Here is a 17,332-nt window from a genome sequence, read left to right as displayed (position 1 = left end):
AGCTCATGTTTTTAAAACTGAAAGGCGCTGTATTTTTGGAGAGATTCGTTTGATGATTCTACGATAAAAAATCGTTTTAATGTTTTTTATCATGAGTTAAACCTAGCTCGTTGCTTTCCTGAGAAATCAAGTATTAAGTTAAATTGTTATGTTCAATTTGAAGTAGATTAAAACAAAATAGAAATTAAAAAAAAAACATGATGCATTATGGTTATTTCCATAATTAAAACTTTGCGTCTTAGCCTCCCTCCCGGCAGGCAGGGGCGACAAAAAAAAGCAGCAACCTAATTAAAGATTACCACTTTTATATCATGAGATTCCTTCCCGATAGCTATCGGGATTAGCAGGAATTTAACTATTCAACATCACAGGCATCACCAACATCGTAATATGTTCACCTTCATCAAGACCATCAATAGGAGTTAAGATACCAGCTCTATTTGGCATGCTCATTTCTAACTGCACTTCATCTGAAGTTAAGTTGTTCAACATCTCTGTTAAAAAACGTGAGTTAAAGCCAATTTGCATATCATCACCTTGATAATCGCACGTTAAGCGTTCTTCGGCTTTATTACTGTAATCAATATCTTCAGCAGAGATATTAAGTTCAGCACCAGCAATTTTTAAACGTATTTGATGTGTTGTTTTGTTAGAAAAAATACTAACACGACGCACAGAGTTTAAAAACTGATTTCTATCTATTACTAATTTATTAGGATTCTCTTTAGGAATTACCGCTTCGTAATTTGGATATTTCCCATCAATTAAACGACAAATTAATTCTGAATTTTCAAACGTGAATTTCGCGTTGCTTTCGTTGTATTCAATCGTTACATCATCTTCACTTGCTGCTAAAATCCCCTTTAAAAGATTCAAAGGTTTTTTAGGCATAATAAACTCAGCGACCTGATTTGCTTTTACATCTTCTCGCGTATATTTTACCAATTTATGAGCATCTGTAGCTACAAATGTTAAGCCTTCTGTTGAAAACTGAAAAAACACACCACTCATTACAGGGCGTAAATCGTCGTTTCCAGCAGCAAAAATAGTTTTGCTAATGGCAGTTGCTAAAACATCGCCAGTTATAACCGTTTTACTAGGGTCTTCTAGTGCCACGGCTTTTGGAAATTCATTCCCATCGGCATAAGCCAAAGCATATTTACCATGATTAGAGCTAATTTCAACCGTGTTATTGTCTTCAATAACAAAGGTTAAAGGTTGCTCAGGAAAGGTTTTTAGAGTATCCAATAACAAACGCGCAGGTATAGCAACACTGCCTTTGTTGTCACTTTCCACATCTAGAGTAGAAGCCATAGTAGTTTCTAAATCGCTAGCCGAAACCGTTAGTTTGGTATGATCTAATTCAAATAAAAAATTATCTAAAATCGGTAAGGTGTTTGAGCTATTAATAACGCCACCTAAAACCTGTAATTGTTTTAATAAATAAGTACTTGATACTATAAATTTCATCTAAAAAGCTTCGTTTAGTTTGTAATTATGCTACTTACAAATATATTCCAAACTGCTTATATTTGGAAACAAACTTATTAACATTTAAGAAGTGTATTTTTTCTTTCGGAGGTAGTTGAACACTAAACCAAACATGGCTAATAACACCAGTGGTAATAAGATGTTTATAAGTTGCCACTTGGTTTTTTGAGCTGCTATTTTTTGCTGATCTAAGAAGGCTACTGCCATTTCCTTTGAACGAATGTTTATAAGTCCGCTATCGTCCAATAAGTAATTAACGGCATTCAGTAAAAATTCTTTGTTGCCGTATGTTTGTCCAGTCCATCTATCAAAACCTAATTCTTGGGGAGCATTTCTAATCACATTGTTTTTGATCACATCGCCATCTGCAATTACAATCATTTTTGTTGCGATACTTTTATCTTTTTCTTCCAGAAGTTTAAATGGTTTTATACGATTACTGTAAACCGAATTAAATTCACCTTCTAATAAAACAGCAAGCGTTTGATTGCCTTTGTTGAAGGATGTGGGGTCTTGTTCTTTAGTGACTACTTCTAAACTAACCTCTTTTGGTGTGCCTTCTAATCTTGTTAAAGGCGCCGTTTCTAAAAGAATGGTTTTTTTGATGTTATTTTTTAGGGTATCCATTTGATTGGCAAAATCGAATTTTACTAAATTCAAATTATTGACAATAGGATGGTTGCTACTAGAACCTGCCAATGGCGAATACGGCCATTTTAAATGCTGAAATTGAGATTCGCTCCCTTCGCCCATAGCCAAAGTAATAGGTGCAGAGTAAAGCGTACTTACCATAACTGGGTTTATACGAACGCCATATTTAAAAAAGAAATCGGTTAAATTTAAATCCCTATTTACTGCAAAATTAGTTCCGCTAGCGTTGTATAAACTGTCTTTTTCTATAGCTACGGCATCAATGAGCCACAGGCTTTTGCCACCATTCATGGTATACTGGTCTAATACTAATTTTTCTTCTTCAGAAAAGGCTTCGGTAGGTTTTGCAGAAATTATTAAATCAAAGGCTTTAATATCTGCAAGTGTTTTTTGAGGATTGCTAGCAACGCTATCTAAAGTAAACGGCGCTATAAAATAATATTCGCCTAGTTTTTTAACGAAATCGGCAATGTATTTATCCTCTAACTGCTTGTTACCTTTTAAAATGGCGATTTTACGACGTTTTGGTTTAATGAGTTTACTAAATCCATCCGCGAAAGCGTACTCTAAATGTTGTACAGAATTACTAACGAGTTCTTGTTGTGTTGCACCAATTTTATTTTTTACTAAAGGAATAACAACGGTTTCTTCATTATAACTCGCCAACGCCCAAGGAAAAATAACGGCTTGCGAAGATTTTCCACTTTCTTGAACGCTAAGTTGCATTGGTGTTAAGCCACGCTGAGTAAGTTGCTGCATATTGCGCGCTCTAGTGGATTCGTTTTCTAGCGGATTAATAAAATTGAAAATAATATTGTTGTTTTCTGCGGAAAACTCTTCTAGTAATTGTTTGGTCTCTTTTTGAAGACGTCTAAATTCCGAAGGGAAATCATTACCTTCTAAAAACACATCTATAACTATGGGGGATTCTAAATCTTTTATAACATGAATTGCCGATTCGCTTAACGTATAGCGTTTATCTGATGTTAAATCGAAGCGTTTGTAAAAGTTACTGCTAATGAAGTTAATTGCAATTAAAGCGATGACGAGAATTAATATGTGTTTTAAGTTCTTATTCAAAAGTCTTTTCTAATTGATAAGGCTTTATTAATTCAACCTTATTATTCCTAAATTTTAGTTCTATGCACTCCTGCATGTTATTAAATGCTCCTGGTTCTAATCCTAAATTGTAATTCCATTTATGATTTGAATTTGCCTTTAGATTTTCATCCCAACCAAACCATTCGGGGTTTCCTAAAAGGGTTTCTACTTCGGCTTTAGTTTTTCCGATGAGTAAACTATCATCAATAATTTCATTACTCATTTCATAGCGCAAGCTAGGTTTGTCTTTCCAAGCCTCATCATCAAAATGTTTTTCATGATGATAACTACTAAAAATGTTCAGCATCGGGTAAAACAGATAAAAATAAACAATAGGCGTTAACACCAAACTTACTAGAATTGTCAGCCATTTACGTTTATCAATTGTATTGATAAATAGCCAAACGAGGATAAATACAATAACTAAAAAAACAACAAATAAAGGCGTTACTATCATCTACTTGGCTTTGTTAATATTTAGTTTGGTTAGCATTAAAAAGAAGCCCGTAATACTTAAAAAATATAAAATATCCCGGGTATCTAAAACGCCACGACTCATGCTTTTATAATGTGCACTCATGCCCAATTGTTCTATGAAATCACTTGAGGTAAAGTCTGCAATGCCTTTAAAACCAATATAAAACAAAAAGCAAATAAATACAGATGTAATAAATGCCACAATTTGATTATCGGATATTGTTGATGCAAACACACCAATGGCGGTATAGGCAGCTACTAGAAATAACAAGCCAAAATAGGAGCCGAGCGTGCTGCCCATATCTAAATTACCAACCGGATTACCCAATCGATAAACCGTATAAACATAAAGTAAGGTTGGTACTAGTGCAAACAGAATTAATATAAACGCACCAAAATACTTGCCTAAAACAATATTGAAATGCGAAATAGGTTTAGTCAGTAATAACTCCAAAGTGCCTTGTTTTTTTTCATCTGAAAAACTGCGCATGGTAACCGCAGGAATTAGGAAAATTAATATCCAAGGCGCTAATAAAAAGAAAGAGGATACCTCTGCAAACCCATAATCAAGGATATTAAACTCACCTTTAAATAGCCAAAGAAATAAACCGTTTAAAACTAAAAAAACAGCAATTACCAAATAGCCTATGGGCGAGGCGAAAAATGAGTTTATTTCTTTTTTTAGTATTGCTAACATTTGTTTTGTTTTGTACGTTATTACGAGGAGGTAACGACGTGGTAATCTTTTTATAATTTAACAGATTGCCACTACAAATTTATTAATTTGTCTCGCAATGACGGTTCATTTGTTATTTTAAACTTTCCAACTTATCAACACTCCATGCTTCAGCCGGTATACTAAAAAGTGGTTTAGTAACCGACCAAACCCCTTTAAATAAATCAGATTTTCTATAGCTTTCCAACGCATCTTCAGAATCCCAATAACTATAGGTAAAAAAGATAGTTGGGTCGTTTTTGTCTCTATATAATTCTAAAAATTGGCACCCTTCAAAACGTCTAATCTTTGCTTTGTTTTTATCAAAATTTGAAAGGAAGGTTTCAATATTCTCCTCATAAAACCCCATTTTCACTATTCTTACAAACATAAAAGATGCATCTTTTTAAATTAGAAATCACTGGTCTTCGTTATAGTTTCCGGAATTTCTCTTCCTTTAGGTATAATAGGAGACGGAATAAAACTAATGCTAACGGCATCCATTAAACCAAGCCCTAAAAGTGTAGATGCACTACCCACGGTGGCACTGTTACTTTTATAAACCGCAATTTCTAAAAAATCACCAGAATTAAAAACTACTAATTTCCTGCCTTCATCGTGCCTTTTATTTTCAGGGATATCAAAATTTACTATATCACTATATTTATTATGTATTTTTTTAAATGTATAGTTACGTGCCGAAATTTCAAAAGCACGTCCTTTTTGTATCGTTTCAAAAAAGCTGCGACTAATATTCGTTACCACATTGCCATAATTATCAATATAAATAATACTTCCAATAATTTGGGTTTTGTCGTCATTTACATAAGGTGCAATGTTCTTTATTGGCTTAATTTCAGCAATGCTTTTACCAATAACCTCAAGCGTTCCACCACGAGCAATATGGCAAGCCACTTTTACAAATACATCTAAAACAGGAAAACTGGTTTGTATTTTATCATGGATGTTAATTTCAACAATTTTTTGGGGAGCAATTTCAGAGCATATCATACTCATAATACCATTGTTGGCACATATAAAATAATGGTCGTCTAGTTTAATAGCAATGTGCTTGTTTTCTGGGTTAATTTCAGAATCTATGCCAATGATATGGATGGTGCCTTTAGGAAAACTATTATACGCATTCCAAATCATGTAAGCCGCTTCTGGGATATTAAAAGGCGATACGGAATGTGAGATATCAACAATTTTCACATCGGGCAGCTCACTGTAGATAGCGCCTTTTGTTGCGCCAGCAAAGTAATCTTTTTCACCAAAATCGGTGGTTAATGTTATTATCGCCATCAGCAAATTGTTGATATGTTTTTAATAAAAGGTCACTCAAATTTATGTATTTTTGAGTTTTACAAAACTAAGAAATCATTTTGTCTGATTACCTATAAATTTTCAATTAATCGGATTCAAATTTTAAAATTAAATCTACGCCTTTGAACGAAATTATTATTGAACTTGAAGAGATTTCTCCAAAAGAGTTTTTTGGAGCACAAAATGCCAACATTGTACTTCTAAAAAAATACTTTCCAAAACTTAAAATAGTCGCGCGCGGTAACAAAATCAAAGCCTTTGGTGATGAGGAATTACTCGAGGAATTTGACCGCCGTATTACCATGCTTTTAAAACATTTTGGTAAGTATAACAAACTTGATGAAAATGTTATAGAACGCGTGTTAACCAGCCAGAGTAGCGATGATTACACGACCTCTAAACAAAGCGGTGAAACCATTGTGCATGGAGTAGGCGGTAAACTCATAAAAGCACAAACGGCCAACCAACGTAAAATGGTAGAGCTTATGCGTAAAAACGATATGGTTTTTGCCATTGGCCCTGCAGGAACGGGTAAAACCTATACCGGTGTGGCATTGGCGGTTCAAGCGTTGAAAAACAAAGAAGTAAAGCGCATCATTTTAACAAGACCAGCAGTAGAGGCAGGGGAGAACCTTGGGTTTTTACCGGGCGATTTAAAAGAAAAACTAGATCCCTATATGCAGCCGTTGTATGATGCGTTGCGAGATATGATTGCTCCAGAAAAATTGGCAAATTATATTGAAAAAGGTACCATACAAATAGCGCCATTAGCGTTTATGCGTGGACGTACTTTAGATAATGCGTTCGTTATTTTAGACGAAGGTCAAAACACCACACACGCTCAAATGAAAATGTTTTTAACCCGTATGGGGAAAAACGCTAAGTTTCTTTTAACGGGCGATCCAGGGCAAATAGATTTACCGCGTCGTACCATATCTGGATTAAAAGAAGCCTTGTTGATTTTAAAAAATGTAGAAGGCGTAGGCATGATATTTTTGGACGATAAAGATGTTATCCGCCATAAACTCGTTAAAAAGGTTATTGCGGCTTATAAAGGCATTGAAAACGTGGATTAAATTTTTTTAGAAGCTAATTCCCGCTTTCGGCAGTCGCTTTTTTGTGTTGCATAAGTGCAACAACACAAAAAGAGCTTTAACAAAGCCTCAATCGGGGCTAGGGCTTTTTAGATAAAAACAATGAAACGTCATTGCGAATTACACTTTTTTGTGTGATGTGGCAATCTGTTAAAAAGGAAGAGATTACCACGTCGCAAAAAAAATGCTCCTCGTAATGACGATAACAAATTAAACAAATCAACTCATAAACAATAAAAAAAATGAGTAACACTATAATAGATACCAATTTCAATTTCCCAGGACAAAAACATGTTTACAAAGGAAAAGTAAGAGAAGTTTATAACATCAATGACCAAGAACTAGTCATGATAGCCACCGACAGGCTATCCGCATTCGATGTTGTGATGCCAAAAGGAATCCCGTACAAAGGGCAAATACTAAACCAAATAGCGACCAAAATGATGGCAGCTACCGAGGATTTAGTGCCAAATTGGTTAACTGCAACCCCAGACCCAAATGTAGCTGTTGGGCATTTATGCGAACCGTTTAAAGTAGAAATGGTAATTCGTGGTTATATGTCTGGCCATGCCGCACGCGAGTACAAATTAGGAAAACGTATGCTTTGTGGTGTACCTATGCCAGAAGGGATGAAAGAAAACGATAAGTTTCCAGAACCCATCATCACACCAGCAACCAAAGCAGAAATGGGCGACCATGATGAGGATATTTCACGAGAAGATATTCTAAAACGCGGTATTGTTTCAGAAGAAGATTATGTGGTTTTGGAAGATTACACCCGTAAATTATTCCAACGTGGTTCAGAAATAGCAGCTTCTAGAGGATTAATTTTAGTAGATACCAAATACGAATTTGGAAAAACAAAAGAGGGGAAAATTGTGTTGATTGATGAAATCCACACACCAGATTCTTCACGTTATTTTTATGCCGATGGGTATCAAGAACGTCAAGATAACGGCGAATCACAAAAGCAACTTTCTAAAGAGTTTGTACGCCAATGGTTAATAGCCAATAATTTTCAAGGATTGGAAGGTCAAACCGTACCTTTTATGAGCGACGACTATATTGAAACCGTTTCCGAACGCTATATAGAACTTTACGAAAACATAACCGGCGAAACTTTTGTAAAAGCCGATGTTTCAAATATTCAAGAGCGTATTGAAAAGAATGTTTTGGAGTATTTGAAATAAGAAATATGAATAAAAAAGTAAAGGCTGTCTGAAAAGTAAATTTTAGTTTAAAAGTCATATTGAGCCCTTCGACTGCACTCAGTTTGACAAGTACGATTCACTTTTCAGACAACCTCTTTTTTAACTTGACGTTTATATAAAAGATGTTTTAATACCTTTTTAAAACGTTTCATTAATTCACTTTAAATCAACACTTCACTCACCTGAATTATAGGCTCTATATTAGTAAAATTAGGTAAATCTCCCATTATTTTTTCTGCATGTGGTCCGAAGGCCTTTCCAAAATCCTCTACAGAATCAAAATACATGTTTCCCATTCCTGCATATGGAGCAATGGAACCTGGTGTAGCTCCTCCTAATCCTTTTTCAACGGTTGCCCCTTTAAGAAAATCTCCTAATAGTTTGCCAACCATTGGCAAATGCGTATTACAATAATAATCCATATTAAATGTTTTGTTTTCTCCATTTGGGTACAATACACTAACTTTGGTCATTCCTTTTTTCATAATAATATATTTATTTTCGTGGTTAGTCGGTTATTGATAAAGCCTTGTTTTTATAGCGGTATCAGTAACCTATTATAAATTACTATTTTGCTTAAACAGAACGATTATGATATAAAAATCGTTCTAATTTTTAAACATCTAAAGGCTAATGTAAGCTTTTGAAATAGTGAATGCAATATTTTTTATTTTAAAGGAATGCAAATTATCAATTTTCAAAAGTTAATAATTTGGATATAAGCCCCTCGACCCCGCAAAGTCTCCGGACGTTGAGGTAACAAGCTTTACGAAAACATGACAGGTGAATCTTTTGAAAAGGCTGATAAAGGTAATATCAAAGAGCGTATCCAGGCGAAAGCTTTGTAGTTTTTTAATTGAGTTATTTTGTCATTTCGACGCAAGGAGAAATCACATAAGGAGCATCGTTAGCGTTTTGCACAGGGATTATGCGATGTCTCAATCGTGCCTCATTTCGACATGACAATTAAAATATTAGGCGGAAAAATTTTAAAAAGTCAGGTCAATCCAATCTACTACTGTTGATGTAATAAAATGGATTTTTTCTTGGTCTCTTATGATGTAACCTTCTTTCAAGTTTCTTTTTGCTGTTTATGTTTGTGTTCCTCAAAGTCGGGAGACTTTGCGGAGCGTGAGCACTTCGACGCAAGGAGAAATCACATTAAGAACGTTATTAGTTTTTTGCACAGGGATTATGCGATGTCTCAATCGTGCCTCATTTCGACATGACAATTAAAATAGTTAGGCGGAAAAATTTTAAAAGGGCAGGTCAATCCAATCTTCTACTATTGATGTAATAAAATGGACTTTTTCTTGGTCTCTTATGATGTAACCTTCTTTCAAGTTTCTTTTTGCTGTTTATGTTTGTGTTCGCTCCTCAAAGTCTCCTGACTTTGAGGCTAATTATTAATACAGATTAAATTGTGATATAGCTGATTTCTTTTATGATGTAACCTTCTTTCAAATTTGTTTTGCTATTTATATTTTGTGTTCCTCAAAGTCGGGAGACTTTGCGGAGCGGAGTTATTTTGTCATTTCGACTCAAGGAGAAATCACATAAGGAGTATCATTAGCTTTTTGCACAGGGAATTATGCGATGTCTCAATCGTGCCTCATTTCGACATGACAATTAAAATAGTTAGGCGGAAAAATGTTAAAAGGGCAGGTCAATCCAATCTTCTACTATTGATGTAATAAAATGGACTTTTTCTTGGTCTCTTATGATGTAACCTTCTTTCAAGTTTCTTTTTGCTGTTTATGTTTGTGTTCGCTCCGCAAAGTCTCCCGACTTTGAGGAAATCATATAATATCTACACAAAGTCTTTAAGGCAATAACTAATACTGATTAAATCGTGTTATAGACGCCGCTTTTAAAACATCAATAACCGGATTATCAATAAGTTCAATATCCAATAAACCTTGATTGGTAACATAATTACTTGCGCTTGAATACAAGTAGTGCGAAGCTTTTTCAACAATACCAGCACGTACAGGGTTTAAATGCACATAATCTAATTTAGACCACATAAATTTTTCCGAATAAATTTCCTCGGCATGATTGCCATATTGCCAAAATTGATAGTTTTTATTTCTGCTATGCGTTTCTGTGGCTTTTTTAAACCGTTCTAACATCCATGCTCTTCTACTCTCGGGTTCGGTATGTATCTTTTCTAATATGCTTTTTGCTGTAAATTTTTTAAAATCTCTTATTAAATCTGATAACTTACCGTCTTTGGATTGTATGATTAAATGAATATGATTACTCATTATAACATAGCCATAAATAATCATGCCTTTATTTTTTACGCAAAAATCTAAACAATCTATAACAACATCTTTATAAGTTTTTCTAGTAAAAACGTCAATCCAATCTACGACTGTTGATGTAATAAAATGGATTTTTTCTTGGTCTCTTATAATGTAACCTTCTTTCAAGTTTCTTTTTGTTGTTTATGTTTGTGTTCCTCAAAGTCGGGAGACTTTGCGGAGCGAGGGCCCGTATTAGTTTTTAAATGTTGAATTACAATATGGATGTGCTAACTGTCCATTTTCGGGGTTTCCAAAACCTCCATCTTGTTTTCTTTCTATGTGGTCAATTGTCATTGAATTTCTATGAATGAACCCCTTACATATTTTACATTTAACTCCTGTTTGTAATGCTTCAGATATAAAAACAGCTGACTTTGAGTCATTGTCAAAATTCCGTCTATAAAAATGAGAGTCATCATCTCTTTCGTCATCAAGCTTGATGTAGTTAAATTTATTCAAACTAATTAATGATTTTACAGCTTCTTTATAACTTTTACCTTCATTCACTTGGTTTATTACTTCTAAATAAAATTCGGTAACGTATGGAAGACCTTTTAAAGAACTTCTTTGCTTTCTGTTAATTTGAGTAGAAATGTAGTCGTATTCAATTAGGAATTTCTCAAATTCCTTTCTAGCTGTAATAAAATTATTTAATTTGTTTTCTTTTAGAATTCTTAAGATAAAGTTTGTGATTGCATAAAACGAACCTGTTTTATATTTTCCTTCTTTGGAATAAAAATATATAATTGGATGTAATCCCAAGGATGAAGAATGAACACTATTTATTCTCCAAGCTATTTTTCTTGCATTTCTTAAATAATTTATTGTTTGAGCTCCATCTGTATCGTCATCTAAATTATCTTTAAAATTTGATGGAGTATAATTTACTTGATTAATGAATTCTAAGATTAGGGGTAATGTTTGAGCACTTGAAATTTTACCGCCAATTGGAATATCCATTGTTTTAACTGGAGTTTTTAATTGAGGTGTAAAAAATATTTTATTAATTTCATCAGCTAATTGTTGAATAGTGTTTTGGTTTTCTGCACTAAAACTTGACCAATATTTATGACCTTTTCCTGCTCTAATAATAGCTCGTGCAGAAATACAATTAGGTTTTTTTCTTGACTCTAAAAGCTTTAATTCTGTTGGGTCAATTTTAGAAGCTTTTTGATTAATTTTAAAGAATGAATTTTCTGCTTTTTTCGCATCTCCGACTACCCATTGGACCTGAATAGCATTAACTCCGACATTGTTGGCTCTTCGAATATGTTCAGGACGAGAATTATTATTTTTCGATGCGTTTTTAATTTGTTCAAAGGAACCTATGTTTTTATTGACTAGTTTCCTTGTTTTTTCTGCAAAACTTATTTGGTCTTCGGTTATATTGTTTTCATAGAATTTCTTTGATATTTCTTTGTCTCCATAGTCATCATATATCCAAGAAATCAATGTACTTAATCTATGAGCACCATCTATTACGAATATTAATCCTGATGCACTTCTCCATAAAATTATTGAGGGGATTAAATCACCTTCAATAAAGCTATCAATAAATTCCTCTATTTTTTTTGGGTCCCATTCATTAGTTTCTCTTTGAAAGTCAGGTTTTCTTAATATCTGATAAATGAATTGATTAGACAAGTCATTTACGGAAAGAGATTGTATTTGGGCAGATGTTGAATTATTTCCAATTATTTCAAAATCCTCTCTTGGAATTAAAGCATCTAAATTTATTTTTGGCATATTTTTCTCGTGTAGTTTTTATATTGTGCCTAACGCGTTGTTATGAAATAGTTTTAATGTTTTACATCTGACACCAAGCGAAGTTAAAACATTATAACCAAAAGTCAATATTCACTTCATTAATTGAAAGAAAAGTTATCAACTTTTAAAAGTTAATAAGGTAGTTTTCAGATGTATTTACAAAATAGCAATCAAATCCAAAGGATGGTCTATAACCAATTTTGCTCCATTAGCAATCAATACATCTTTTGATCTAAAACCCCAAGAAACCCCTACAGCAAACATATTTGCATTATTTGCGGTTTGCATATCAATATCTGTATCACCAACGTAAAGGATATCTTCGGGTTTTAAGCCTAAGTTTTTACTCATTTCAATGGCTTTAATTGGGTTTGGTTTTTTATGTGCTTCAATAGTTAAACCATCAACGGATTCAAAATAATTTGGTAATAACGCTGAGGCTACTTCTTTAGCAAATGAATCTTCTTTGTTTGATAATACACAAAGTTTTATTTCGCGAGACTTTAAGGCATCTAGCATTTCTATAATGCCATCATAAGGTTTTGTTTTGTTGGTGCAATTACTGCTGTAAATATCCATCATCCCAGCAAAACTTCTTTTTATTTGTTGGTCATCACGATTGGTTTCGGGCAAGGCTTTTGTAACCAAGCTTTTTATGCCGTTACCAATAAAACCCTGATAAGCGTCATAACCATGCGTAGGGAAATCATAGTTTGAAAGCGACGTATTCATGGCATCTGCTAAATCTTCAATGGAATTTACTAGCGTTCCATCTAAATCGAAAATTACTGCTTTAAACGCCATCTTTTATTTTTTAAGTTAAAATCAAAATTAGTAATTAAACTTTACAACCCGACCATTTAAAGGTTGTTCGTTGCGGTAATTGTTAATAGGCATGTTGCTTTTAAGTTTTAGGACTTCTTCAACAGACAAAATAATAGGTTCTTTAAATACGACCCAATTTACGCTTTCGGTACATGGTGGCGTAGTTAACGAGCCACCGTAAGCGTAATAATGTTTATCTTCTAAGAACAAACTTGATAAATCGATTTCTTGGTGTATGTCTTTAAAGGCACCTTCTTTTATAGGTAGAAAACTTTCAAAAAATTCGAATAACTGGCTTTCATGACCTTCTTCGCCTAAAATACCTAAAACGGTTATTTTTCCTGCTTTACTAACATGTACTAAATGCATTTCGATAGGGTAGATGACCCCATTTATTTTGTGCTCTGAGGGCTCGTGGAAATGTATTTGCTTTAAGTGATAGGTTTCATTTTTATAATTTATAGAATCGCCAGCTTCAAAATCAAATTGTATGGAGTGTCCGTTGTTTTTTACCTCGCTAATTAATGTACTTGGGGTGTATTCGATCTTTAGATTATGATTGGTTTTTACGGAATCTACACTTCTGTGAATGATATTTATGGGTGATTGTAGTCGCCCATTGCAATCGGAGTTTTTTTCAACTTCTATCCAATGTTCTGGTGATGTTTCGCCTGAATAGCTCCAATGGTGTTCATTTTCGGTGGTATGTGCTGTCTTTTTTGAATCCTTGCAAGATATAAGCGTTAATAATACAGAACAAAAAAGTACACTAAGTTTGGTATTCATGATATGGTATTTTTGTGAAGTTTCAAGCTACAAAATTACTAATATCACATATTCAAAACCTTACATTTGTCATGTTTTGAAACTTTTTTAGAGGAAAGTTATTAACTATTACGTTTTCTTTTTAGGTTTACTTGCCTTTGCCAAAGGATTGAATTCTAAGCATAAATGTAACCAATAGGCGAGTTCTTGGTCGGTATCAAACCCATCTGGTGTAACAAAAATATAACCGCGCATAGGGCGACCAGTGAAATCCATAGGAAGACATTCTGGTTTTTTAAGCTCATTTTCGTAAGCATCAAGACCTATTCTTGCCATGAGTAAACTGTCGCCATACCCGCCTGCCGGACGGGCAGGTTTTTTATCGATATGAATACCACAAAGCATTTTGTTGTCGACTTTAAAACATAATCCTCCCATCATTTTGAGTTCGGTAAAATGGGTTCGGTTTTCTTTTAACTGCCGTCTTATTCTATCGGCTAAATACTCGTGGTATGCCATGTTATTCGTTTTTGAATTTATCTATCATTTTTCGTGTCAAATTGTAAACAAACGCATTAGTTTTAGCGTAATGGAAAGATATAAAACAAACTACAATCATAAAAAGGATAGCTCCAAAAATGGCGGTTGCAGGTTCTAAGGATTGACTTAAAAAACGTTTTAGTCCGTAGCCTGTATAGCTACCATAGAGCAATACAAAATGAATGACGTAAATGGATAAGGTTTTTTCGCCAATTTTGGCTATGATGGACTGTTTTAAAAATCGTTCTAAGGCATAAAAAACACCAAACAAAACAAGAACATTTCCTAACCGGGTAAATAGGTAATTATAGTCGGCACTCATTTTTAATAATTCAATATTTGTAATGTAACTGAGCTTTGTAAGGAACCATGATGATTTATAAATGAGGAAACTGCCCACTATAAAAAAAGTAATGATAGTTAATACTTTAAAACGGTCTCGATGGACATGTCTAAAAAACACAGTGGATATAAAAGCACCAAAAGCCGAGTATCCAAACCAGGGTAATATAGTAAAAACAGAACCGTTAGTTTTGGTTATGTAATTAGCAATGATGTTTGGAACATGGTCTAATGTTACGTTTCTATAAAGCGGTTCGGTAATAAAACAAATACATCCTATTATAAAAAGAACAATTGAAAATATATAACTATGCTTTTTAAAGAGCATATGTAAACCAACTAAAAAGATTAATGATAGACCAATGCACTGAAGCACATCAACAACCAAAAAATAAGAGCTAAAATACCCAGAGAGCCAACTAAAAACATTAATGCGCAAACTGTACCCAATGGCAAGAAGCAGTACCCCTCTAAATAGTCCTTTTTTTAGTCTGGGTTTATCATCGCCTTTAGCATAAGCGCGCAATAATAAGTAGGCAAAAACCAAACCTGAAATGGTGAAAAAAGTAGGCGCGGTAATACCTCTAAAATAGGACCAAATATTATAAATGGTGTTCGTTTTGTCTCTATAAGCAGGAGATAGTAAGGTGTCTATAAAATGACCTTGAAGCATCATTAAAATAGCAAATGCTCTAACGGCATCTATAAAATACAAGCGATTTGATTGTGCCATAGATTAGTTTACAATGCTAAATATACTTTTAAATAATCGAAACATAATGTTTGTAAAGTGATATATTTATAAAATCATAATGTCATGCATGGAGCAACTAATTAAGAATTTCTCAGATTATGCTTGGGGATTGCCCTTGGTGGTTTTATTAATTGGTGGCGGATTGTATCTTTTGATTTTATCAAGATTTTTACCGTTTCGTTATATTGGTCATGCCTTTCAAGTATTACGAGGGAAATATGACGACCCAAATGACCCTGGCCAAATTTCACATTTTAAAGCTTTAACAACAGCCTTGTCATCCACTATTGGTATGGGAAATATTGCTGGCGTTGCCGTGGCTATTTCGGTTGGTGGTCCAGGCGCCATGTTTTGGATGTGGGTAAGTGCAATAGTGGGTATGTCCACCAAATTTTTTACCTCTACACTAGCTATTATGTATCGTGGAAAAGATAGTGTTGGCGAATTACAAGGCGGCCCTATGTATTTTATTATGGAAGGCTTAGGGAAATCGTGGAAACCTTTAGCCATTATGTTTAGTCTTTTTGGAATGATTGGGGCGTTACCCGTTGTAAATGTGAATCAGTTAACCCAAGCTATTAATGATATTATTTTAATTCCAAATGGTGTTGATGTAGGATTGAAATCGAACCTTATTGTAGCTTGTGTACTAGTGATTTTAACTTCGGTAATTATTCTAGGTGGATTAAAACGTATTAGTAATGCCGCATCCAAAATGGTACCATCTATGGTATTGCTCTATTTTTCGTTGGTATTGTTTATTTTGATTTCTAACTATGAAGTCGTTCCCAAATATTTCATCATGATTTTTACAGATGCGTTTTCAGCAGAAAACTTTAAAGGCGATGCATTCATGGGAGGTGTTCTAGGAGCATTGATTTTATTAGGAATCAGACGTGGGGCATTTTCAAATGAAGCCGGTATTGGTACAGCACCCATGGCTCATGGTGCGGCAAAAACAGACGAACCGGTTCGTGAAGGTTTAGTAGCTATGTTAGGTCCTGCCATAGATACTTTAGTGGTTTGTACACTCACAGCTTTGGCTATTTTAGTTACTGGTGTTTGGGAAACCACTTCTGATAATGGCGTGAGTTTAACCGCTTCAGCATTTAGTCATGCCATGCCGGTTTATGGTAAATATTTATTCATGGTTTGTGTAGCTGTTTTTAGTATATCATCACTGTTTTCTTATGCTTATTACGGCACAAAATGCTTGTCGTTTTTAATTGGCGCTGACAAAAAACATTATTATAATTACATTTACATACTCAGTATCATATTAGCTGCTACAACACCATTTAGTGTGATGCTTAATTTAATAGATGGCGTGTTTGCTCTTATGGCAATACCAACCATGTTGGCTACTATTATTATGGCACCAAGAGTGGTTAAAGAAATTAAAGCATATTTTAAAAGATTAAAAGAAACTTAGAAAGTTAGTTGGACTAAGAGTTCCCCTCCTCGGAGGGGTTAGGGGTGGGTTCGCGTTAGGGATAGCAGTGGAAAGCCCGCAGGCACGAGGGCTTGTAATGGATAGCCCGACCCTTGTGGTAACGCCCAAAAAAAATAAATTATGATAGATTAAACATAGTAAAATCCTATTGAAAAGAGAATATAAGGTATGTTCTCATATTAATGTTTATAGATTCCTTTGATGCTGGAATCCTGTTTAAGACAGACTAAATACTATAAAAATTGGAGGTTTTAAATTAGGCTTCTGGTTTGCTCAACAAGGGTCTATGTATGTGTTTGTAGTTTTGATATTTGTGTATGTGCGTTTTATGAATAAACTCGATGAAAAATATGGTTATGATATCATAGTTTATTGGTTGAAAGTATTGGGGTTCAAAATTGAACATACATTTTTGTAGGGCTCACTTTTACGTTATATATTGGTATCGCTATTTATTCTAGAGCTGATAAAAGAGACGAAAAAGTATTTTATAATGTTGAAACCATCTTAT

16 protein-coding genes and 1 pseudogene are annotated in these 17,332 nt (G+C 34.1%); 4 read left to right on the top strand and 13 right to left on the bottom strand.

Annotation, left to right across the window (positions count from 1 at the left end; translation table 11 throughout):
- Positions 1-351: 351 nt before the first annotated feature.
- The 6 genes from dnaN to ABD935_RS14040 all read right to left on the bottom strand — a co-directional run bounded on the left by dnaN (position 352) and on the right by ABD935_RS14040 (position 5,740).
- Positions 352-1,470 carry a DNA polymerase III subunit beta gene (gene dnaN, locus ABD935_RS14065; protein WP_345193019.1) on the bottom strand — a complete coding sequence of 373 codons (1,119 nt, stop codon included), beginning with the start codon at positions 1,468-1,470 and terminating at the stop codon, positions 352-354.
- Between the two features lie 84 nt (positions 1,471-1,554).
- The gene (gene gldG, locus ABD935_RS14060; protein ID WP_345193017.1) at positions 1,555-3,222 is read right to left on the bottom strand and encodes a gliding motility-associated ABC transporter substrate-binding protein GldG; all 1,668 of its coding nucleotides are present in this window, start codon (positions 3,220-3,222) and stop codon (positions 1,555-1,557) included.
- Positions 3,215-3,700 (bottom strand): hypothetical protein, encoded by a 486-nt coding sequence (locus ABD935_RS14055; protein WP_345193014.1) that lies wholly within the window; start codon positions 3,698-3,700, stop codon positions 3,215-3,217. Before ABD935_RS14055 ends, gldG begins: the two co-directional genes overlap by 8 nt.
- Entirely contained in the window at positions 3,701-4,417 is a 717-nt protein-coding gene (gene gldF, locus ABD935_RS14050; RefSeq protein WP_345193012.1) for a gliding motility-associated ABC transporter permease subunit GldF, read from the bottom strand.
- A gap of 112 nt (positions 4,418-4,529) precedes the next feature.
- Entirely contained in the window at positions 4,530-4,826 is a 297-nt protein-coding gene (locus tag ABD935_RS14045; RefSeq protein WP_345193010.1) for a putative quinol monooxygenase, read from the bottom strand.
- A 20-nt stretch (positions 4,827-4,846) separates the two neighbouring features.
- Positions 4,847-5,740, bottom strand: coding sequence for an SAM hydrolase/SAM-dependent halogenase family protein (locus tag ABD935_RS14040; RefSeq protein ID WP_345193008.1), 894 nt, complete (start codon positions 5,738-5,740; stop codon positions 4,847-4,849).
- Between the two features lie 143 nt (positions 5,741-5,883).
- Between ABD935_RS14040 and ABD935_RS14035 the strand changes: the two genes are divergently transcribed.
- Positions 5,884-6,837, top strand: coding sequence for a PhoH family protein (locus ABD935_RS14035; RefSeq protein WP_345193006.1), 954 nt, complete (start codon positions 5,884-5,886; stop codon positions 6,835-6,837).
- Between the two features lie 260 nt (positions 6,838-7,097).
- The gene (locus tag ABD935_RS14030; protein WP_345193004.1) at positions 7,098-8,045 is read left to right on the top strand and encodes a phosphoribosylaminoimidazolesuccinocarboxamide synthase; all 948 of its coding nucleotides are present in this window, start codon (positions 7,098-7,100) and stop codon (positions 8,043-8,045) included.
- Between the two features lie 182 nt (positions 8,046-8,227).
- Here ABD935_RS14030 and ABD935_RS14025 read toward each other — a convergent pair whose 3' ends face one another.
- From ABD935_RS14025 to ABD935_RS13995, 7 genes are all read right to left on the bottom strand, one after another.
- A complete protein-coding gene (locus tag ABD935_RS14025) occupies positions 8,228-8,551 on the bottom strand; it encodes an EthD family reductase (RefSeq protein ID WP_345193002.1) in 324 nt (107 codons plus the stop codon).
- Between the two features lie 1,350 nt (positions 8,552-9,901).
- Positions 9,902-10,501: an REP-associated tyrosine transposase gene (locus ABD935_RS14020; protein ID WP_345193000.1), complete on the bottom strand. Its 600-nt coding sequence runs from the start codon at positions 10,499-10,501 to the stop codon at positions 9,902-9,904.
- A 66-nt stretch (positions 10,502-10,567) separates the two neighbouring features.
- Positions 10,568-12,121, bottom strand: a complete 1,554-nt coding sequence (locus tag ABD935_RS14015) for a GmrSD restriction endonuclease domain-containing protein (RefSeq protein WP_345192997.1) — start codon at positions 12,119-12,121, stop codon at positions 10,568-10,570.
- Between the two features lie 177 nt (positions 12,122-12,298).
- Entirely contained in the window at positions 12,299-12,946 is a 648-nt protein-coding gene (locus tag ABD935_RS14010) for an HAD family hydrolase (protein ID WP_345192995.1), read from the bottom strand.
- A gap of 27 nt (positions 12,947-12,973) precedes the next feature.
- Positions 12,974-13,753, bottom strand: a complete 780-nt coding sequence (locus tag ABD935_RS14005; RefSeq protein WP_345192993.1) for a carbonic anhydrase — start codon at positions 13,751-13,753, stop codon at positions 12,974-12,976.
- A gap of 108 nt (positions 13,754-13,861) precedes the next feature.
- Positions 13,862-14,251, bottom strand: coding sequence for a TfoX/Sxy family protein (locus ABD935_RS14000; protein ID WP_345192991.1), 390 nt, complete (start codon positions 14,249-14,251; stop codon positions 13,862-13,864).
- Position 14,252: 1 nt separating this feature from the next.
- Positions 14,253-15,347, bottom strand: a complete 1,095-nt coding sequence (locus ABD935_RS13995) for a heparan-alpha-glucosaminide N-acetyltransferase domain-containing protein (protein WP_345192989.1) — start codon at positions 15,345-15,347, stop codon at positions 14,253-14,255.
- 88 nt (positions 15,348-15,435) lie between these two features.
- Here ABD935_RS13995 and ABD935_RS13990 point away from each other — a divergent pair, with 88 nt between their 5' ends.
- The gene (locus tag ABD935_RS13990; protein ID WP_425550224.1) at positions 15,436-16,800 is read left to right on the top strand and encodes an alanine/glycine:cation symporter family protein; all 1,365 of its coding nucleotides are present in this window, start codon (positions 15,436-15,438) and stop codon (positions 16,798-16,800) included.
- 203 nt (positions 16,801-17,003) lie between these two features.
- Positions 17,004-17,239 (top strand): annotated as a pseudogene (locus ABD935_RS13985) (DUF4212 domain-containing protein).
- Positions 17,240-17,332 lie beyond the last annotated feature (93 nt).

Source organism: Algibacter agarivorans, from assembly GCF_039543245.1.
Lineage (GTDB): Bacteria > Bacteroidota > Bacteroidia > Flavobacteriales > Flavobacteriaceae > Algibacter_G > Algibacter_G agarivorans.
Note: the sequence above shows the minus strand (reverse complement) of the source record. Positions and strands in the feature narration are given on the sequence as shown.